The sequence below is a fragment of the Kistimonas asteriae genome (assembly GCF_018263925.1).
Classification (GTDB): domain Bacteria; phylum Pseudomonadota; class Gammaproteobacteria; order Pseudomonadales; family Endozoicomonadaceae; genus Kistimonas; species Kistimonas asteriae.
In genome coordinates this window covers 1-19,156 of record NZ_JAEVHF010000005.1, presented here as the reverse complement: position 1 = coordinate 19,156, position 19,156 = coordinate 1, and the positions used below count along the sequence as shown (strand labels likewise).

Sequence of the window (19,156 nt, the reverse complement as noted above, 5' to 3'; positions counted from 1 at the left end):
TATTTTCGTGGTACATTGTTGTCAGTCAGTAAACGGGCAGGGTTTATTTCTGACCATTCCATAGTGGTGAACCTTGCAGCGAAGGCTTCCTGTGATTTTTCCTCGTTCGCAGCTTTCGATATGACATTTCTTATTTAGACTTTCAGGTCCAAGGGCGTCGTAAAAATCCCGATTCACTTTGTGTCTCCACTCGTCACGGCTGAGAGGTATATGGCCTCGTTCCGGCAGGAATGAATCAAACTCAAAATAGTAATTGAAGGCTTCGACTAACAAATCTACCGAAGCGGGTGATTCGAGAGCTGTGGCTGACGCGACAATATCCTCTACCGTGCGTGATTCGAGTGTGGCAGCCAATCCCTGCTGTTTTGCAAAAATGGGTTCGTCATCCTGATCAACGTCATGACTGTCCAAATGATCAACATCAATAATCACGGCGGATGCTTCCGGTTGCCATGGTCCATTTTGCGGTAAGTAAAGCCACCCAAATTCGAGTCCGTGTGGCGCACGTTTTAAAAGGTTTCCAAGGTGTTCCATAGTTTTTATGTCTCTGTAGGGCATTCGATGAGTCCCTGTTTAAAAGCTAATGCGATGCTGCAGTGATCGTAACGACAATAATGCTCATCTATTCGTCTGCAGTATCGTTTGCCTGATGTAACAAGTGAATATTGGCATTTAAAGCGTCAACCCACTCTGCCCGAGAGACTTCAGCGATAGCCATGTCGCCAACCGAGGCACTGCAAAGCACGACATCCGGTTGCAGCTCACGCAGAGCCATCAGGCTGTGAGCAAGACGAGTCGGGCAGCCTCCTTGATCAGTCAGGACAAAAGTCGACCACTGAGCGTCTGACAGAAAAAAGGTATCACCCGTAAATAAATAGGTTAAGCCGGTGGGTGAGCGATAGATGTAAGAAAAACCGCCCTCCGTATGGCCAGGGGTCGGAATAGCGACGAAGTTTGTGGCCAGCGTTGTGGTGCCTGAAAGCGTCAGGTTGACGTCTCGTTGGGTGATATACGGGGCTTCGAGACGATCGATACATAAGCGGGGATGATAGGTCTCGTTAATCAACCGCAGGGAATCACCGGCTTCATGGCGGTGACTGAGGCACTGCAGTCTGACGCCACCCAGCGCTTCCATGGCCCGAATGTCATCGGTATTGCTGGTGTTATAAAGCAGGATGTTGCCGTCATCATGTCGTATGAGATAGGCATGGGTATTCACATTGGAAAAAGGGTTTTCCACTGTGGTCTGCCACAGGTCTTCATAGCATTGGTGCATGAAACAAGCCTCATTGACCGCCCGGTTTGAGCATAGTGTGTGCTGTGATGCGTGGATACTCGATAGACAGCGATTGATGTTAATCGTTCATCATTTTTTGAGTCATCCTGGCAACGACAGACTTGGGCAGAATGCGCGCCAGTCGAATCAGCCAACGAAGTGAAAAGGGAAACAGGTAGTCATGCTTTTCTTTCTCCATGGCATGCACCATGTGCTTCGCCGCTGCAGTCTCGGAGATTTCAAACAGTGATGGAATACCATCGTCTGATACGCGCTCGGTTGCGACGAAGCCGGGATAAAGCGACAGAAACTTTATATTCCACGGGGCAAGTTCGATACGGCAGGTATCTATCAGAATCCGGCCGGCGGCTTTTGCGGCCGAGTAAGGGCCTTGCCTTGGCAGACCGAGAAAGCCGGCCAGTGAGTTAGTATGGGCAATCAACCCCTGTTTCTGCTGCTTCATGACCGCAATCAGAGGTAACAGGCCATAGACAAGCGTGCTGTAGTTGATCGCCATATTGTGAAGCACTGGCTCTGCAGTGGCAGACGCCATGTCGAAGGACGGCCCGTCGCCCACGTTGATGAGTGCGACATCAATGGTACCGAAGGTCTCGACGGTTAACTGGACGGCGGCCTCCATCGCTTCGGCAGACAGTGCATCGGCGGCGATGGGCAGGCACTGGCTGCCATTGCGGGTGATCTCTTCAGCGAGTGATGTGAGCAGATTCTCCCTGCGGGCAAGAACGACAATGTTGTTGTTTCTATGGCTTAAAAGGCGTGCCACCTGTTTACCGATTCCGGAAGAGGCGCCAATGATGATAATGGTTTTGTTGGTCAGCTCCATGGTTTATACGTCTTCACGCAGCTTGTGCTTGAGCTCTTTCAGAAACAGGCTGACGTCCTGTTTCGTGACTTCCTTAGCCCATTCCTGATGTTCACAGTAATGTATTGGAGCGCTGTCGCTGATATTAAATTCGGCTATTTTCCCTGCAATATAGGCATCATCTTTTGTTTGCCAATAATCAACACTGTGTTTGAGATTGTAGAGTTTGTTCTGGTTTCCATTGCCAGTGTTCAATGCATCATAGAGTGCATGAATATAGGCGAGGTAGTTCTCCATGTTTTCCTGAATGGAGTCGGCGGAATAGATGCCTTTGCTAACGACGTGCCCGATGGCAGGGCCATAAGCCTGTTGATCACTCTGAGGGTTTCGTTGGTAGACATGGGCATAGCTGTCGCCTAACGCATGAATAAGAAACCCGACTTTCCAGTCGTTTTCCCGGAGATCCAGACGCGCGTAGTCATTAATCTCATTCACTAACCGTGATCTTCTCTCTGTTATCTGTTCCTGGTTGCCGCCATGCAGTGAGTGGAGGATGGCATTCACTTCATAGCGGTAGTCCCACTCCCAGGGGACGAGTGTCGCCCAGACAGAAACCGCCGGGGCAGAAAACCGAAACCATTGGGCATCGGGCACCTGTGAATAGAGTGCATAACGTTCCGCGCTGTATTCAGGTACACCGGCCATTGTGGCAACAATATGGGTGGTGTTGATATGGCCTTCAGGTTTCCATTTATTCGCACATATCGCTTCACTGTCTACGTCAGGCCACCAGGTATGGGCGCTGCAGCCTGTCAGGCTGAGCATCAGTAACAAAGGGAATAACGGTTTCATGCATGCATCCTTGTCGTGGGTAATCAGAAATTTTGGGCGGTGATTGGGTATTGCGGGCTAACGAACGCCTGGGGCTGTTACGTCACACAATAGGGCGGGCGATACGATGCGTTCGCGTTACCAGAAACGTTTTGATATGTGCCAGAAAAGGCTTCTGCCGCTGTAATGCAGCGGCAGTCTTGGGTTATTGGTTTGGAAATGAGACGTCTTCTGTACCACGGTTACGATTACGTATGACAACCGTACCCGCTACTTTGTCATGCCATCCCTGTTTTTTGCTATCCCAGGCGATCCAGAAGAAACCGAGAAACAGGGGAATCATGGACAGGATATAACCGACGTAACGTACAATAAACTGGCTTGTCGAGGGCTTTTGACCGGTTTTCGCATCGACAATTTGGGCACTGATGACCATTTTTCCGGGTGTCGCCGACTTGTAAGACCAGAAAACCAATGTTGCCGCTAACGGAAAAATATAATTGATAAAAACATCAAAGGGCCCATGGATGAAGGTTTCTGATGTGTAGTAACCACTGCCATAAACCATAAAAATTAATGGTGTTGTAATGGCGAGTATCAATATGGAGTCAATAATGGATGCCCCCGTTCTTATCCAGAAACCGGCATATTCATACTTTTCTTTATCATGTTTCAGGTCCGATTGTGGGGGTTCGTATACATTGTTCATATTGTGTCTTTCTTCGTGGCTGTTGATTTTTATGGGGTTTTGTTAAACAGATTATGCTTCACTGTTTTACCAATGAGTGTTGCACAATTCCATTGGAACTGGAAACGGTTATCATGACTATGGTGGAAGTTTTCTCCAGCGCATTGCATGATTTTGCCACTCCACAGTGATGCTTCCTCCTTAGTGGCTATAGATTGCGGTATTTCTTTTCGGAGTGTTAAAAAGCATTGTTTAATGTGAGAGCGAATGGATACTTTGCATTCAGTGGTGGGAATAGCAAAACAGGCTCCCCCATAACCACTCTCGGAACAATGTACTTTTGTGTAGTTATTGGATATTACATGAATGAATTTCTCCATTGGCAGCTCATTGGCATAAATGTAGCTGCTGTAACTGATCAGGAAAATGAGGATGTAAGTCTTCATTGTTATTACCCGTTAAAATTTGGTAATGCCGCCAATACGTTGATTGCGGATACCGATCATAGATAGAACCTGTATATTGCAGCGGTTTTATCTGTAGGCTCTATGGCAAAGATTGATGTTGTTTGTGTCCATTGTGATGGTACCAAAGCTGTTGTGAGAAACGGTAAAGAGCCTTCTGGCTTTCAACGTTACCTCTGTCGTGACTGCAAGCACAGCTTTCAGATCGAGTTCATCTACAATGCGAACCAGTCAGGAACCCATGAGCGGATTATCGACATGGCAATGAATGGTGCAGGGGGAAGAGAGACGGGGCGTGTACTCAATATCAGTCCAAACACCGTATTCCGCGATTTAAACATTCTCTCCCCAACAAGTAACAAGCCATCCCTTCGAGAAGACCAAGGTAGAGCTACTCTGTGAGGCAGGAACATACTTATTCATGAATTTAAGGCGCTGAGCTGGAGGCTGGTAGTCAGCATGCCTAACGGATGTAAATAAAATGGCTAACTAATCGTGAACTAATTGACCCATAAAAGAGCCAATATGAATGACTGTTCTTGTAAAGAGCTTCAGTTTAATTATTTCGGGATAAAACCCTTAATAAGCAATCTGAACCTAATGGTATTTTTTTACTCTGTTCTAAAATTAAGGAGTTATGGCCATGGAATCTCGTAGTGATATAGAATCAGGTTCATCGTATAGATCATCTAAGCCTCTCTTAAAAACCGACGTTTTACCTGGAAAAAAAACCACTTCTGCGCCTATAGCTTTCGCAAGTACTTATGAGTTACGGATGCAGGGTGGCAAGGCTGATATACCGGCTATAGCGGTACTAAAACGTACGGTGACAGAAGTCGATAGTACAACAGGCCGTAAGTCCTATCCACATAATAGAAATATTGCCTCTCAAGAAGTAACTACATTGACGATAACAAGAAGGCATGGCCATCAGTGGCCTGTTTATCAAGAATCTGGTCTGTTGACAATAGCGGGAAGAACGCTATTCGACACAGAGCTGCCAAGAGAAGATTACCTAACCAAATACAGTACCCCCAATATTTGCCAGCTTCTGGCTTTCCTATACACCCTCCCCCCTATTGAAGATGTCGCTCAAGCCCAGAATACAGATAACATTGCTGAAATCAGTTTTACAGTAAGAGAAAAAACAAGGGAATTTGGAGGTAGGTTCATCTCCCTGCGTTTCAGTGATTCCTACATGAGTGGATATCTTGAGTCTGATGATAAGGAGTTGCAGTTACAGCATGAAAGTTTCCTTAGACTACATCCTCGAGCGTTTAGAAAGGTGATGATGTTTGGCGCTATGCATGAGAGTTTACTTAATGATGCTTACCAGAAAGTAAAAGAATCAGGTTTATGTTTTTTTATAGACCCATTATCAATACATAAAACAAAGGACCCTTTGTCATCGGAGAAAACAAGTTCATTCCCTTGGACGTATTATTCAGAACTATTGGCTGAAATTGAAGTGGATGCATCCATTACTGATGCTGTAGTAGCACCTGGGAGACATGGGGTGGCTGCATTATCGACAGATGTGACACATGCCCCTTTCTGGAGTAACACCCCGGCAGCCGTCGTTCAGCGTTTAACCCCCATACTTGAATCAGGGCAGCTAACAGCTGTAACGCTACAAGAGCCCTTAGATACAAAAAAAATACCGCGTGACCAAAGCGACCCAAGAGATCGAGGTGACTTGGATTACTATCCAAGCGGCTATCACATTGAATTTACACCAAAATCGGATGGCAGTTGTTGGCAGACCATTACGTTTCACGGGTCTGAACTCTTTCCTGTAATCGTTGCTGACGCGGTAGAGCTCTAAGCGACGGTTAAAGTATATCTAAATAACAGGGGATGTATTTCTCAAACCATGACGGTGAGAATGACTTGTTATCTTTAGAGTCATTATTGGTTTCAATGTCAACGCTCGGGGAACATCACCTTCCAAGCTCTAAAGTTTCACAACTGATCCATTCTTCGCCGAGCCGGAATTCTTAACAACACTCTTTCCTGATACTGATGGATATTGTCCATGCTTGATATCTTTTAAAATACAGTGTGAACGTATTCAATTGTCGAGTAGGCCTCCGATAAGGGAACGATTAATAATAAAAATTCTTAATGCTGAACAGTAACTTCTTCTAGAATCTGTAGTTAATTCCAACCCTGAAGTCAGACATTTTAACGCTTACCTTGTTATCAATAATCTGGTCGGGATAGCCGGAAAGGGGACTGCTCGTCTTTAAGTCATCAAATTCAGTATATAAATACTCAAGTTTTACTGACCAGTTGTTGTTTATAGCATGTTCCATCCCGGCACCAATCGTCCACCCTATCTGGGTTTTTGATTTTTTGGCACTGGACAGCTGATTTTCAAAGGTCTCAGAAAAATTAAAACTGTGTTCTAATTTTGCTAAAGAGACTCCGCCTGTAATGTAAACTAGCGAGCCTCCCCACATGTAGCCAACTTTTGGTCGTAAGGAGAATGTATCTTTTATGTTTATCTGGCTGGTTGTTCTGAAAGTGTCTGCAGGTTGAGTGATATAAAAAATATCACCACTGTGTATCTTAAGCTTTTTATTGGCATGTAAATAATCAGCTTCAATACCGAATATGAAATTATCCCACGCATAATTCCATCCTATGTTGATACCGCCAGAGATATCATTGCCGGACGGTGAGCCAGACCCAGCATCCATCAGTTGAGAATAGTCATCATTGATGAAATATGAGCCCGGGTTGGAGCTGGTGGTAACGTTCGATTTATAATGGACGCTATTAATATGGCTGCCTATATAGAGGCGATTCCATAAACTTTTATCATGAGTATTACTATCAGCAAGTAAGTGATTGGACGTTGCTGATAATAGTATCAAAACGAAGGAGTTAATTTTGATTGAATTCATATTCATTATGTAACCTAATGGATTATTATTTATATTTGCACGTAACCTACTCTCAATAGTTATATTCTTTATTCAAGAATTTATCCATTGCTGCATTTTTATTGGTTGGCGAAGAGCTACAGTAACTTATACGTGATCGGGTTTAAATTTAGTAATAAGTCTGATTTTATTGGAATAAACTTATTCGCTGAATCTATCAATGACGCTGCGGTCAACCTATCAACGCCATACACCTCTACCGTAGCATTGTGTTTGGTTCTCATTCTATCTGCGAGTAAATCGAAATCACCATCCCCTGAAACTAAAACAATCGTATCGCTTTGTTCTGCATATTCCATCGCATCTAATGTAATACCGGCATCCCAATCGCCTTTCGCCGAACCATCGGAACGTTGTATAAAGGGTTTTAACTTCACCTCAAAGCCAATCGCTCTAAGTATATTTTGGAAATGCCTTTGCTTTTCATCCACTTTATCGATTGCGTAGGCGACTGCGTTTATAACCCTCCTGTTATTGGTTGCGTAACGCCAGAACTTGTTGTAATCGAAATTACGACCGTAAGCTTGCTTCGTTGTATAGTAGACGTTCTGTACATCTACCAAAATTGAAACGGTTTCCATCGATAATCAACTCATTGGTAGAAAATAGATAGTGCCAGCTCCAGGGAAGGTTTAGTCGCCCCGGGATCGAATCAACAACTATCAGCGCCTTGTGCATGTGTCTATTGTGTAACGGTATTACGTCGTAAGCTTGCGTTATTGGTTTTGTCTGTAGCAAGCCGAGGTAGATTACACCAGCACGTTAGCCAGTGCCTGGAAAGTCTTGTTCACGACTCGTTGAACTTCAGCCTTCGCAATGATTTGCGACGTGAGCATTTCCGCTACTGTTATTTGCTTTTCACGAGTGAGCTCAATTTCAAAGTCCTCCTCGGTTATCTCGCCGTTCTTTCTTGCGATGAGAAGTTGTTCGATAGCGACTTGTTGCATTCTAATACTGGTTATAAGCGCATTCCCTAGCTGTTCTTTTATCGAGGAATCCTCGATTTGAGCGGTAATCTGCATCAGTACGGATTCAATGGTGTCTGTCATGGTATCTGCTCCAATAGACTATTGTTTGGCGAGTTCGCCACGCATTATTGTGTCGATAAGCCGTAGGTATTGTTCCTGGCGGCGTTTGATCATAAAGTCTGAAAGACCGTCTTGCTGTTGGTGAATTTTACGATCCTGCTGCCAGAGCTGAGCGAGTATCTGAACTTGCTGCAGCGTTTCCTTGTTGCTCTCGCGTCGTTCCTGCCTGCGTTCCAAAGCTCGAATGTCGATATCAAGGTCAAGGTATTGTTTGGCAAACCGATCGTAGTGACGCTGGCTTTCCTCCAGAGCGTGCATCGAGAGGTACATATATTCGATCTTGCGGTCAATAGTTTGTAGTTGAGCGGTGGTTTGCGGATCATAAGGGCCGACTAAATTCAGCGAACAGCCACTCAGTAGGATGAGACAGGCGGTGAACCAGCCTAAGTATTGCTTTTTCATCGTATCTCCATTGGTTGTTATATTTCTTTGAATGATGACGTGATCGAGAGGGCAAGCACAGATTGATGCTTTGAATAACACACCAGTAACTGTTGCAACTTTGCTATGTCTGGCGCCGTAGGCGTATAGTTAATTGACTGCATTTGGTAAATGCTATGACACTCTTCGGAATTAATTAAAGGCAATGTTGTGCTGGTTGTTAAAATAAAGAAGTTGTTGGAAATACGATAATGATTTCTAATCAAATGATGTTAAATCATAGGTGATTCTGAATATGCAGGTGCACACTGATGAACACGTTCTATAAAATAAATCGCTTCATCCTCCCAGACTATTCCTTTTCCAAAGACCTTCTCACCAAGAGAACTATCTTCTACGTTGCAATGCATACGATAGGCACTGGCTGGTTCATTGGCACCCCATGGAATTCTGTAATAGTTGCCCTTATGGTTTCGTGTCCATAAGTTTGTTATGAGTTTCGTATCGCCTTGAGCCGATCCCATTAAGTTTGCAGTGAATATTGATTGTTTTGAGCTAACTGAAATAGTTGCAGAATCCTCACGTTTCGATAACGTTATCGAACCAATATCGGTGTTATATTTATCCATCAATGAAAGTGCACCCAGCATATATCCTGGGGTATGCGCTTTTATCGCTATAAATGAATTGTCGGATAGTTCTAGCATCCAGACTGCCTCTGGATAAGTCCAACGTATGATGGGAATTCCCCATGTCGTTAGCTGCTCAATGCGAACCACAAGTAATGCACAACGCACATGGTTTGGAGACTCTGACTGTGCAAATCTAAAATCATTTCCCGCTAATTCAATCGCTTTTTCTTGAGAAATTGTTCCTTTTAAAAGAAAGCCATTACTTTCTATACCACGGAAAGGGTATTTTTGCATATAGGACCTGTTCTCTTGATGCATTACGGATAGATTATTTAATCACACGGTTGTTAACTGAGGGTCATACCATACATCTTCGTACTTATTAGTTATTAAAAAGCGATACCCTGGAGGTAATAACAAATATTGGTTTACGTTGGGCAAGTATTTTTCAATATGTTCTACATGAATGGGATTAAAGAAATCTGGTGAATCGGATAGCTCTTCTCCACACCATATATACCAGCCACTGGTACCTTTTTCTGGCATGTGGCGCAAACCATTAATGGGTAGTTTTCCAATTGTATCAATTGCGATACCTAGTTTGTCCTTGCCATTGCAAGGAAAGGGCATGGTTTCGAATTTTTTGCATATTTCCTTTTGGTCTTTCATATACATACCTGCGCATGGCAGTCTCCGTTTTAGTGATTTGGCTGTCCACTAAAACGGGGGAAGTTCAAATCCCGCAAATGCATCTCACCATAAAAGTGACTGCCTTTATCAGTTCTGCTTTAAGCGAGCCTAGTTTTCACTCTTTTCAGCTCTGGACACAAAACTCAAAACTGCACGAAACCTGCTTGATTCTTAATGGGTCTGTTTTTACTGGGCTGCTGTTTGATAACAACAGCCCATACAGCCCAAAATTGGTTACAACAGCTTTGGGAGATCCGTCAGCTGGCAACCGTCTTGGCTGACGGAAGCCTTCACTTTTTGGCCATTAATAAAGGTGCAAGCGACTGGGATGCTATGTATATCATCTGCAAGAGAGATCGTTGGGTCATGCTCCAGCACCACCAGGTCAGCAATTTTATGTCGCTCAATCGTACCCAGCTTATCCAGTTGGTGCTGTTTTGCCGGTATTGCGGTTACCGCCATTAGCGCGCGGTATGGTGTGAGGCATTCACCTTTTGTCATACATTCTTTTTGTGGGATATTAGGGATCAGGGATTCGCCATTACCGGTCAGTTTGGGGTATTTCCAAGTTTTTCGGGTGACTGCTTGCTCCACAAACCAGAGTGGATACAAAGGCGTAATCGACATATCACTGTGCAACGACACATCAATGCCCTTCTCCAGCTCACTACGAGCCGGGGCAATATGACCGCCACGCTCATCACCTAGCTCATTTTTCATAGACTCTCCCCAATAAGCCACATGGCCTATCAAATGGCTGACAGAGAGATTGGGTACAAACTTCTGAGCATCTTTGATAGCAGCAATTGTGTCATTTTTCTGTTTGTCGTCGTAAACAGTGGAATGTATCAGGGTCAGCGGCGTGTCACTGTATTCTGGGCCATTAACGCCAAAGTTTTTGAAGGCGGTAACCGTGTTGATAATTGCCTGATCGCCATTGGCATGTACATTCAAATACCAGCCATCTTCATAAAAAGGACCAAGGTTTTCAATAATCTCTTGGTCATCATAATTCTGATGACCGCGCTTAAACTCCTTACATAACCCATCAATATCATAAACTGTAATTAAGTCAGCGCTGCAGCCCTGAGTTGAACCATCGGCCCAGAGCTTAATGCCCCCTGCAGAGAGAAAACCATTGAACTCAGAGTCTTCAAAGGGAATCTTCTCAACGACGTTTTTGAACTGCTTATGATTCAGTGGGTTGCCATCAGTGCCTTTGATATCCCAAGTATATAGAACGCGCAAACGGGCTGCCATGGTATTATTTTTGACCATATTTTTATAAGCTTCAATCATCCCTACACTGGAACCACCGCCTTCAACAAAGGTAGTAACACCCTGCCGGGAGAAGATTTTCATCAACTCAACCATGCGATTTTCAACCTTCAAGGCAGGGTCATCCTGCCTGGCATGCCTCAGCATGGCCTTAGTGCCTGGGTCAGCAATCGCATCAACAAAAGGTTGGTAGGACGATTCTTCATTCAACAAACCTGAGAAAGAGCAAATGTCCCTGTCTTCTTTACAGGTAATCCCCCAAGCTCCATCCGGAAATCCATAATAACTCTTCGCATTTTCCAGTGATTTTTCCATCTGATCTTTGGTACCCACACAGATCACACCACTTTCGCTGTTAAGTACTTCTCCAGGAGTAAAAGAACAGATATCGGATTTCTGAAAAGCTACCTCGTTCACATAAGCGAGATGGCCCGATTGATCAAGAATAAATAGCGGCGTGCCATCATCAAAAGGATAATTACCATCTGACGGTTTTGTGGTGATATAAAAAGCTTCATCTTCACTGTTGAAACTCTGGATATAGTGAGCCGGTTGATTAAGGAACTGGCGGTTAATATCTATCCACTCCGGGTTTGGTTCTCTGTTATCAAGTAACATTCTTGACGGGTCAAGACCATTGCCGATATACCAGCCATTAATTAAATAATTATCTTTCGCCAGCTTTCCCAAAGCTTCATTAATATAATTTTTGCATTTCTTACCCTTGGGATAATCCAATTCATAAATTTTCTGATATTTGTCAGGCAGGCATGGCATAAGATTAGTGACTGCCTCACCATTGGCTGTCAGCATTAAATGGGCATGAGGTTCAATAAATCCGGGTAGCAGGGTTTTACCGTTAAGATTAAGGTATTTAACGCTCTCTAGACTGCTACTTTGGGAGATAATATCTTGAGTTTTGCCAATACCTTTAATCACCCCATCTTTAATCAGCAGCGCCTGAGTATTATCTAGCTTCTGATTTTCTACCGCCATTGTTAGGATCGTGCCGTTATAAATAACCAGATTTCCTCCGTCCGGCGGGTAAGCCACTACCGGCTCTTTCGATGAACAAGCCGCAATTATGGCTGTAATGAAAATGATGAAAAAACAGAGATTCCGTTTCATTTTTTTCCCTTTTGTCGTTTTGTCGTTTTGTGGTAATGCCGCCAATACGTTGATTGCGAATACCGATCACAGATAGAACCTGTATATTTCTTCGGTTTTATCTGTAGGCTCTATGGCAAAGATTGATGTTGTTTGTGTCCATTGTGATGCTACCAAAGCTGTTGTGAGAAACGGTAAAGCGCCCTCTGGCCTTCAGTGTTACCTCTGTCGTGACTGCAAGCACAGCTTTCAGATCGAGTTTATCTACAACGCGAACCAGTCAGGAACCCATGAGCGGATTATCGACATGGCAATGAATGGTTCAGGCGTAAGAGACACGGGGCGAGTACTCAATATCAGTCCAAACACCGTATCCCGCCATTTAAAAAACTCTCTCCTCAACAAGTAACAAGCCACCCCTTCGATAAGGCCAGGGTGCAACTGCTCTGTGAGATGGACGAGCAGTGATCTTTTGTAGGCAACAAGAGGAATCAGCGGTGGCTGTTCTATGCTTGGGAACCACGCTTCAAGCGGGTCATAGCTCACGCTTTTGGGCGAAGGGCTGAGCCCGCGTTTTATTTGGAGACCAGCTCTACCGGTCAGCGGGAGTCATTATGTCTAGGCAATCTTATTTGGAGCAGCATTGCCAGTCGGATTTAAGTACGCATGGGGATAGTCCGGCTCACGATTTTGAAACGAAAGAATAGAGGGATTCTGAATCACGCCACTATCAATATTGATCGCCTTTCGAATAGTCTCATTTTCCTGCCAACTATCACGGCCTGCCAGTACAGCCGGCAAATAGACAATGAGAGCGGCAGAAATTGATCGCGTGGCACTGTCCCAGAGATAGCTGGGTGTGTGATCCACGGAATAATAATCGATGGTTTCATATTTAAATATCGGATTCTGGAATGTGGTTGGTCTGGCAAAAAAGAACCCCATTCCCTCATCGCAACTGACATCAATAATCAGACTATTGGGTTTGAGGCATGCGCTTTCTGCTTCGGTAACAAAGTCGATATGATTTTCTGTATCTTGAAAGGTTCCGTTTACGAGGATATCTGCTTCACTAATCAGGTCCGTCAGCGGCCGCACGGTTCCATCGTGCTCCACCACTATCATGCGTGCCTCGTCCTCGCTACCTGCTCGAATTCTGACATAATTACAATCGAGTACCTCTTCACGCACCTCATGGTCAGGGCGCTGAATGCAGATGGTGATATCTCTAAAACCATGTGCCTTAAGAGCGTATATAGCACCACGACTGACTGCACCAAAACCGAAAATGATTGTTTTTCGTTGATTACCGTAATGCCCATCGATCCCTTTAAGTTGCAGGGCATGTATGACTGCGCAATAGCCAGCCATTTCGTTATTCTTATAGAATGTGTGGCGACCAATGTGCCCAGCAGGAGACCAAACATACATATCCTCAAAGGCAATGAGTGTCTGCTTACGATCGAGAGCCGCCTGCGTGAACTCTCGTTGCTGCACACAATGTACATAACCCCAAAGTGTTCCTCCTTCGCGAAGTTCCTGTAAATCAGCTAAGACTGGCTTGTTAATAATAACCATACCAATGTCGGCCAGTATGTCGTGCCGTGTCCCAATGCCACCTGTCAGAGCAGCAATTTCCGAATCTGCGATACCAAATGGTGCGCCATAACCTTCCTCAAATATTAACCGGCGGCGAATTTCTTCAGGAATACGTGACAAATGCTCTGGATGGATTGGTAAACGTTTTTCATCTTCTTTTTTTGAAGTCCCAATGACTCCTATTATTGTTGTATTCATGTCGTCGTTTCCCTGTTATTAAGAAATTCAATAAGTTTGACTGCATCAGCGAATTATGGGTTTCGCCAATAGACCTATTTCCTGAACCCGTGACTTCGTAAGCGTTAAAACGGCTGCATCGCTTCTGTTGCACGGGATGCAGCGGAAAAATCTGTAACTCAAAAACTCACCTGATTGGTGCATTTTTGGTTGACTGTTTTCCCTCTACAGCTCTTGTAACACAAGGACTGCAGTCATTTTACTCCAAACGAAGTCCCGGATTCAGGTATTTCTTTATAATCTTCTCTGTTGCAAGTGTTCCAGAGCTTCAGACGGTTTGTGGTACTAACTGCTGTGACTCAGGGACTTGTTGCATAAGTACATTGTCGTTGAAGTGACAGGCCGTTATGCAAGTGCTTTCGTATTTGCCTGCGACAAAGCAGGCCTACCCATTGTTGTCGCAGATCCAGCGAAGGTCAGGCACTTTGCCCGAGCCCTCGGTGTTCTGGCCAAATCCGACAAGATTGATGCCAAACTGATTGCAAAGTATGCGGCCAACATGAAACCGGAAATCCGCCCTCTGCCTGACGTAAAATCGCGTTAAATCAAAGACTATTGGTCAGGCGCAAGCAGCTGTTGGTTATGAGGACAATGGAGAAGAATCGTCTTCAAATCATGCCGGCAGCACTGCATAGCTCCATAAACAGTATTCTCAAGATGCTTGAAAAACAGATCACCAGGATCACTGAAGAGCTGTATATCCTGGTGCAACAGGAGTCACGCTGGCGTGTTCCGATAGCGATTCTTACCAGTACACCTGGTGTTGGTTCTGTATTGGCCTACACACGGATCAGTGAGCGGCCAGAGCTGGGCAAGTTAAACAGGAAAGAGATTTTTGAAATTCAGTAACAGCAAGTTCTGGAACCATTAGGTTCCAATCTTCATTCATTCTCTATCCTCAAGTACCGTATTAATTTTGTAGAGACTCGGTATGAGACTGCACGTTAGCGCATTCCCACACGATTGTTTTTTTAGATTATTTATTGCACTGACCCTGGCCTCCAGTATTTTTACAAAGCTCAATTGAATTAAATGGGGCTATGAAAGATGCAATGTTTTCTCTTGTCAAAGGAGTACTAGTAGGGTCAAATGCATCCCCGCGTACTGATTTGTGGATCAGGTATATATCCTTTTTACCTTGGATAGAATAGTAATATCCGATTTCACTCTGACCTTTTTTGACGCCAGTAGGATGACTATCTGGTAACTTAGAGCAACCTAGAATAGCTGTTGTGGATTTAAATCCGTCAATAATTGGCGAGCCAATCTTTTCATAGACCAGGTATTCACCGCAGGTGGCTTGAAATCGAGAGGCAAGGTTGTCAAGAAATTGTTCTGAGTTGGCTTTCGATGCAAGGTTCTTGAAACCTTGAACAGAGAACATATTACTCCAACTTTGAATGGTCTCATTTTTTGGAGTAAATTCAATCATAAACATGTTGGACTTTTGATCCTGAAACGCAGGCTTCCAATCTGTAGGGAGGCGAAAAGCTAATCTCTGACTATATATGGGAATGACCGCTTTTACTGATTTTACATCTTTTGGAATTCTATCTACTGGCTTTAAATCTTCTGCATATGCAGACATCGTCACTAAGGTTGCCAGCAATATAGTTGTTGTTTTTTTCATGAGATTCCTTTTTATTGCTGTAAATCTAACGAGTCTGTAGAAAAACAAAAAAGAAAACAGGCTTGCCTTATTTTCGAGGAAATCATTCTTGTTCAGGTTTCTGCAGAGCCGTCGGTTAATGGTTAGGTATTCTTTTTATCGTTGGAGGCTTCAGCAATCCCTGAAGGTTTCGTTAGGTGTCTTGCATCACTGGGTCGATAACGCTTTTGCGACCATCAATGGCAAATATGTCCTTGCAGTTCAGGCCGAGCTGGTCGCAGATCATCAAGACCTGAATAAAGAGTTGTCCCACCGGCTTGTGCATACGACTGATAAAGTCGGCAATAGTCGTAAAGTGAGGCTGACTGTCGGCGGAGAGCGCCATGAAAACCACATTCTCACGACAGGCTTTCTCAATCCTGCGGCTGGAGGTGATGCCGCGAGAATAGGCAAACAGCACCACCTTCAACTGCATGGCCGGATCATAAGCCAGACGACCGGTTTCATCGTTGTGGTAATGGTCATGGAAGATGGACGTATCGATCTCATGATCCACCAGGTAATTCAGCGTGTACTCAAAAGAACCGGGCACTAGTTGCTCGGCCAGGTTAATCGGTAATAAAAGATTTTGACGAGTGTCGTACGGCTTGAAGCGAGGCATGGCGAGCCCCGAAGGGGCGAACAAGAACGCCATGTTATGTGTTTTTGCTAATTTCACTTTCCCAGCTCTCTTCTACGTTTGCCAGAATTTCACAATCACAATACCCCCCTTGATCCTGAAGCCACGGTAGAATGCTTTCTATTTTGAGGTTGTGACTCGCTAAAAAAGCAGTGGTTATTTTGGAAGTATGATCACAACCATTTTCTAAGTCGGTATCTAAATGATCGAAAAGTTGGCCAAGATGAGCTAGCGAAATAGGCATTTCTTCAATGGCCTTTTTCGTATCTGCATCTACCATCGCCTGGACTAAGGCTGCGCGTCTTTGTTTTTCTTCCTTTGATGCCATCTATTTCTCCTACACATAACGCGTTATAAGTTTGTTGATTTGTAGCCATAGTATATTTTTGAATCAGTTGGCCCGAGATTTTTAATGCTGTGTGTAGACCCTGCTGGAATATATACCTCAGCACAGCCTTCTTGAACAAATGACTCATCATCAAGGGTAAATTCGTATTTCCCCTTTTCCATAATGACCAATTCATCTTTATCATTATGTACGGCTTCGTTAACACCATCGCCAGACTTGATGGTGCCAACACCAAATGAAAAACCTCGAGAAATCCAGTCTTTCTCTATCTCATCAATATTCATGGCAGTTCCTTCATTGCTGACTGGGACTTATAACGCCTGCTTCAGCGGCCGCCGAAGGCGGTCGGGTGGAGGGGCGAAGCCCCGGAACGAACTGGAAACATTTGTTATGTGATTTCTTGCAGACATGCGGAAACACCTAAGATTATTAGCCTTAAGCGTTTCTTCTACCCAGTTCGATTAGAGATTAACCGAGATTTACAACTTCATATGTAAGATCGGGAAAGGTTTACCCATATCATCGAGAGGTGAACGTGAGATAACTTTAAAACCCATATGCCTGTAAAAATTAACAGCTTGTGGGTTTTGCTCATTTACATCTACACTCACTGCTCCTAAGTTGTTTACTGCATAATCAAGTAACAACCGACCTATGCCTTTTCCCCTTGCCTTGTCGAGTAAAAAGAGCATCTCAACTTTAGCATCATGAACGCCCACAAACCCTAGAATTTGGTCTTCGGCATTCTTGACACATTTTAGTGTCACAGCAGGGAAAGCCTGTTCGATGATAATAGGCTTAAAAAACTCAATATCTTCTTCCGTAATGAAGTCATGAGTAGCTCGGACTGAATTTTCCCAAACATCTAGCATTTCTGCATAGTATTCAGGAAGCACATTTTCAACAATCATAGATTTCTCTGTTACTTTCAATTGCTCTGATGTGCAGCCGCGAGTTGCAAGAGTAACATTCTATTGTAAGTGAATAATAGTTGGGATTTGCACTAATTACATAACGATAAGGTTTGGGGCTGCCGAAGCAACGCGTAGGCAGTCCCAGCCGCGAAGCGGCGACTAACACCGCCTTGTTATACGCATGTTTGCTATAGCTTTGAGCTGAGTGTGGAAATATAGTCTGCCCATTCTTTACTTGATGACTCTAGCCAAAGCTGCGCTAATTCTGAATTTTCAGCGTTGGAGCATACAGCTACTGATTTCTTTGCATTTTGAATTAGCGCATCGTTAACTACTGATGAATTTGAAATAGCCCATTTTCGAACACTATCAGGGAGTTGCTCAAAGGATTTCATTTTGATTGCTGCCACCACCTCTGCGGCAGCCATAGCAGCGGAACAAGCATTGACTTCTATGTAGCCACCAACTTGAACAGATCTGAATGCACCTTGCAATGCTACTGAACCAATGGAGTGCTCTAGCTCATATGACCAGTCTAGTGCGCTGTCATTTTCGAAGCTTCCAATACCCCACGCCCCGGCCAAACACAACGGAGAAAATAACATTGATACAGATATAAAGAGGGTTCTAATAATTCTCATCCCTAGAGCTCATGATACGTATAACGTCTAAATAAAGGGCGCCGTAGGCGTCCTTTTGATTTTCTTGTTAGCTACGGTTTTACCCCTGATATGTATAAAGAGATGTTCCCACTCGTGATCTTTGACTACAGCATAATCTGTAAGGTTTGAGCAACGGGTTATGATTAATTTTTTTAAATTTGGTGCTATATCGAATAATGTTGCAATTGATTCTAAATTTCTACAGTAGTGGATTTGTAACTCTTCCAGATTATTTAAGGTTGGCATCCCTTTTAGGGATGTTGGATTGCACCAATTTAGATCAAGTTTTTTTAAGTTGCAGGGATTAGGAATATTTTCATAGCTTTTGTTACTTGGTTTTAATCTCCAGATATGCAGTTCGTTAAGGTTGTTTATTTTTTCTAGCCCTGAGTCGTTCTTAATAGGGTGCCATACGACCTTTTTTAATTTTTGGAACTTTGAGAAATCTATCGGAGGTCGTTTCTCAGAAACACCAAAATATTCCAAATCGTCAAGTGTGTATAACCCATCGATATTCTTGATATTTGTTTCCCAAAACCAAACTTGCTTAATAAATGGTATTTTTTCAAAAAAATCGAAATCACTCTGCTTGAAACCAAAGATTGGACACCCAAATACACCTAAGATATGTCTACTTTTTATCTCTGCAATACATTCATTAATTTGATTTGTTTCAATACCTAATGAATGAGTTATACCCAGATCTGTTGTTTCTAAAAATTTATCAATTCGTTCTATAGGCATAATGTACAGGATGCTTAAGATTTGAGTAGCTAACGAGTCTGTAGAAAATCTAAGAATGAAACCACAATGCCTTCATTGTTAATGAATGAAATCTGCTTCAGCTTTCTACAGACATATCGCTTGATGATTTCGTGTTTTATTTATCCGCTAATGGCTT

The 19,156-nt window shown here is 43.7% G+C and carries 27 protein-coding genes; 6 read left to right on the top strand and 21 right to left on the bottom strand.

All coding sequences use genetic code 11. From position 1 onward, the window contains the following. Positions 1 to 21: 21 nt before the first annotated feature. The 6 genes from KHS78_RS07240 to KHS78_RS07215 all read right to left on the bottom strand — a co-directional run bounded on the left by KHS78_RS07240 (position 22) and on the right by KHS78_RS07215 (position 4,064). The gene (locus KHS78_RS07240; protein ID WP_211826702.1) at positions 22 to 534 is read right to left on the bottom strand and encodes a DUF7716 domain-containing protein; all 513 of its coding nucleotides are present in this window, start codon (positions 532 to 534) and stop codon (positions 22 to 24) included. A gap of 88 nt (positions 535 to 622) precedes the next feature. Next, positions 623 to 1,276, bottom strand: a complete 654-nt coding sequence (locus KHS78_RS07235) for an MBL fold metallo-hydrolase (RefSeq protein ID WP_211826701.1) — start codon at positions 1,274 to 1,276, stop codon at positions 623 to 625. Positions 1,277 to 1,355: 79 nt separating this feature from the next. Further along, positions 1,356 to 2,120, bottom strand: a complete 765-nt coding sequence (locus KHS78_RS07230) for an SDR family NAD(P)-dependent oxidoreductase (protein ID WP_211826699.1) — start codon at positions 2,118 to 2,120, stop codon at positions 1,356 to 1,358. 3 nt (positions 2,121 to 2,123) lie between these two features. Beyond that, complete coding sequence (locus tag KHS78_RS07225; RefSeq protein WP_211826697.1) at positions 2,124 to 2,951, bottom strand: hypothetical protein; 828 nt, start codon at positions 2,949 to 2,951, stop codon at positions 2,124 to 2,126. A gap of 184 nt (positions 2,952 to 3,135) precedes the next feature. Continuing rightward, a complete protein-coding gene (locus KHS78_RS07220) occupies positions 3,136 to 3,639 on the bottom strand; it encodes an RDD family protein (protein ID WP_211826695.1) in 504 nt (167 codons plus the stop codon). A gap of 29 nt (positions 3,640 to 3,668) precedes the next feature. Further along, on the bottom strand, positions 3,669 to 4,064 hold the full coding sequence (locus KHS78_RS07215; RefSeq protein WP_211826693.1) for a hypothetical protein: 396 nt from the start codon (positions 4,062 to 4,064) through the stop codon (positions 3,669 to 3,671). Positions 4,065 to 4,166: 102 nt separating this feature from the next. Between KHS78_RS07215 and KHS78_RS07210 the strand changes: the two genes are divergently transcribed. Further along, positions 4,167 to 4,484 (top strand): IS1 family transposase, encoded by a 318-nt coding sequence (locus tag KHS78_RS07210; protein WP_211827155.1) that lies wholly within the window; start codon positions 4,167 to 4,169, stop codon positions 4,482 to 4,484. Between the two features lie 241 nt (positions 4,485 to 4,725). Next, positions 4,726 to 5,907 (top strand): hypothetical protein, encoded by a 1,182-nt coding sequence (locus KHS78_RS07205; RefSeq protein ID WP_211826691.1) that lies wholly within the window; start codon positions 4,726 to 4,728, stop codon positions 5,905 to 5,907. Between the two features lie 319 nt (positions 5,908 to 6,226). Here KHS78_RS07205 and KHS78_RS07200 read toward each other — a convergent pair whose 3' ends face one another. The 7 genes from KHS78_RS07200 to KHS78_RS07170 all read right to left on the bottom strand — a co-directional run bounded on the left by KHS78_RS07200 (position 6,227) and on the right by KHS78_RS07170 (position 12,272). Next, positions 6,227 to 6,991 carry an outer membrane protein gene (locus KHS78_RS07200; protein WP_211826690.1) on the bottom strand — a complete coding sequence of 255 codons (765 nt, stop codon included), beginning with the start codon at positions 6,989 to 6,991 and terminating at the stop codon, positions 6,227 to 6,229. A 116-nt stretch (positions 6,992 to 7,107) separates the two neighbouring features. Next, positions 7,108 to 7,611, bottom strand: coding sequence for a LabA-like NYN domain-containing protein (locus KHS78_RS07195; RefSeq protein WP_211826688.1), 504 nt, complete (start codon positions 7,609 to 7,611; stop codon positions 7,108 to 7,110). 168 nt (positions 7,612 to 7,779) lie between these two features. Beyond that, a complete protein-coding gene (locus KHS78_RS07190) occupies positions 7,780 to 8,079 on the bottom strand; it encodes a hypothetical protein (RefSeq protein WP_211826687.1) in 300 nt (99 codons plus the stop codon). 18 nt (positions 8,080 to 8,097) lie between these two features. Then, positions 8,098 to 8,520 (bottom strand): hypothetical protein, encoded by a 423-nt coding sequence (locus KHS78_RS07185; protein WP_211826685.1) that lies wholly within the window; start codon positions 8,518 to 8,520, stop codon positions 8,098 to 8,100. A 251-nt stretch (positions 8,521 to 8,771) separates the two neighbouring features. Then, positions 8,772 to 9,425: a hypothetical protein gene (locus KHS78_RS07180; RefSeq protein WP_211826683.1), complete on the bottom strand. Its 654-nt coding sequence runs from the start codon at positions 9,423 to 9,425 to the stop codon at positions 8,772 to 8,774. A 42-nt stretch (positions 9,426 to 9,467) separates the two neighbouring features. Beyond that, positions 9,468 to 9,800 (bottom strand): immunity protein Imm33 domain-containing protein, encoded by a 333-nt coding sequence (locus KHS78_RS07175; protein WP_211826681.1) that lies wholly within the window; start codon positions 9,798 to 9,800, stop codon positions 9,468 to 9,470. 255 nt (positions 9,801 to 10,055) lie between these two features. Further along, complete coding sequence (locus KHS78_RS07170) at positions 10,056 to 12,272, bottom strand: amidohydrolase (RefSeq protein ID WP_211826679.1); 2,217 nt, start codon at positions 12,270 to 12,272, stop codon at positions 10,056 to 10,058. A 67-nt stretch (positions 12,273 to 12,339) separates the two neighbouring features. Between KHS78_RS07170 and KHS78_RS07165 the strand changes: the two genes are divergently transcribed. Then, a complete protein-coding gene (locus KHS78_RS07165; RefSeq protein ID WP_211827153.1) occupies positions 12,340 to 12,615 on the top strand; it encodes an IS1 family transposase in 276 nt (91 codons plus the stop codon). Between the two features lie 92 nt (positions 12,616 to 12,707). Next, entirely contained in the window at positions 12,708 to 12,866 is a 159-nt protein-coding gene (locus tag KHS78_RS22640; protein ID WP_211827151.1) for a hypothetical protein, read from the top strand. Here KHS78_RS22640 and KHS78_RS07155 read toward each other — a convergent pair. Next, complete coding sequence (locus KHS78_RS07155) at positions 12,825 to 14,003, bottom strand: N(5)-(carboxyethyl)ornithine synthase (protein ID WP_211826677.1); 1,179 nt, start codon at positions 14,001 to 14,003, stop codon at positions 12,825 to 12,827. The genes KHS78_RS22640 and KHS78_RS07155 overlap by 42 nt on opposite strands. 349 nt (positions 14,004 to 14,352) lie before the next feature. Between KHS78_RS07155 and KHS78_RS07150 the strand changes: the two genes are divergently transcribed. Together KHS78_RS07150 and KHS78_RS07145 are read left to right on the top strand one after the other, a co-directional pair. Beyond that, a complete protein-coding gene (locus KHS78_RS07150; RefSeq protein WP_211826675.1) occupies positions 14,353 to 14,586 on the top strand; it encodes an IS110 family transposase in 234 nt (77 codons plus the stop codon). A 47-nt stretch (positions 14,587 to 14,633) separates the two neighbouring features. Then, positions 14,634 to 14,891: a hypothetical protein gene (locus KHS78_RS07145; RefSeq protein WP_211826673.1), complete on the top strand. Its 258-nt coding sequence runs from the start codon at positions 14,634 to 14,636 to the stop codon at positions 14,889 to 14,891. A 127-nt stretch (positions 14,892 to 15,018) separates the two neighbouring features. Here KHS78_RS07145 and KHS78_RS07140 read toward each other — a convergent pair whose 3' ends face one another. The 7 genes from KHS78_RS07140 to KHS78_RS07110 form a co-directional block, all read right to left on the bottom strand. Further along, positions 15,019 to 15,672, bottom strand: coding sequence for a hypothetical protein (locus tag KHS78_RS07140; protein WP_211826671.1), 654 nt, complete (start codon positions 15,670 to 15,672; stop codon positions 15,019 to 15,021). Between the two features lie 172 nt (positions 15,673 to 15,844). Beyond that, positions 15,845 to 16,345 carry a transposase gene (locus tag KHS78_RS07135; RefSeq protein ID WP_211826669.1) on the bottom strand — a complete coding sequence of 167 codons (501 nt, stop codon included), beginning with the start codon at positions 16,343 to 16,345 and terminating at the stop codon, positions 15,845 to 15,847. Between the two features lies 1 nt (position 16,346). Then, on the bottom strand, positions 16,347 to 16,658 hold the full coding sequence (locus KHS78_RS07130; RefSeq protein WP_211826667.1) for a DUF2695 domain-containing protein: 312 nt from the start codon (positions 16,656 to 16,658) through the stop codon (positions 16,347 to 16,349). 23 nt (positions 16,659 to 16,681) lie between these two features. After that, positions 16,682 to 16,963, bottom strand: a complete 282-nt coding sequence (locus tag KHS78_RS07125) for a cupin domain-containing protein (RefSeq protein ID WP_211826660.1) — start codon at positions 16,961 to 16,963, stop codon at positions 16,682 to 16,684. A gap of 195 nt (positions 16,964 to 17,158) precedes the next feature. After that, the gene (locus tag KHS78_RS07120; protein WP_211826658.1) at positions 17,159 to 17,590 is read right to left on the bottom strand and encodes a GNAT family N-acetyltransferase; all 432 of its coding nucleotides are present in this window, start codon (positions 17,588 to 17,590) and stop codon (positions 17,159 to 17,161) included. A 191-nt stretch (positions 17,591 to 17,781) separates the two neighbouring features. Continuing rightward, on the bottom strand, positions 17,782 to 18,234 hold the full coding sequence (locus KHS78_RS07115; protein ID WP_211826656.1) for a DUF4259 domain-containing protein: 453 nt from the start codon (positions 18,232 to 18,234) through the stop codon (positions 17,782 to 17,784). A 27-nt stretch (positions 18,235 to 18,261) separates the two neighbouring features. Continuing rightward, the gene (locus tag KHS78_RS07110; RefSeq protein ID WP_211826654.1) at positions 18,262 to 18,999 is read right to left on the bottom strand and encodes a hypothetical protein; all 738 of its coding nucleotides are present in this window, start codon (positions 18,997 to 18,999) and stop codon (positions 18,262 to 18,264) included. Positions 19,000 to 19,156: the final 157 nt, after the last annotated feature.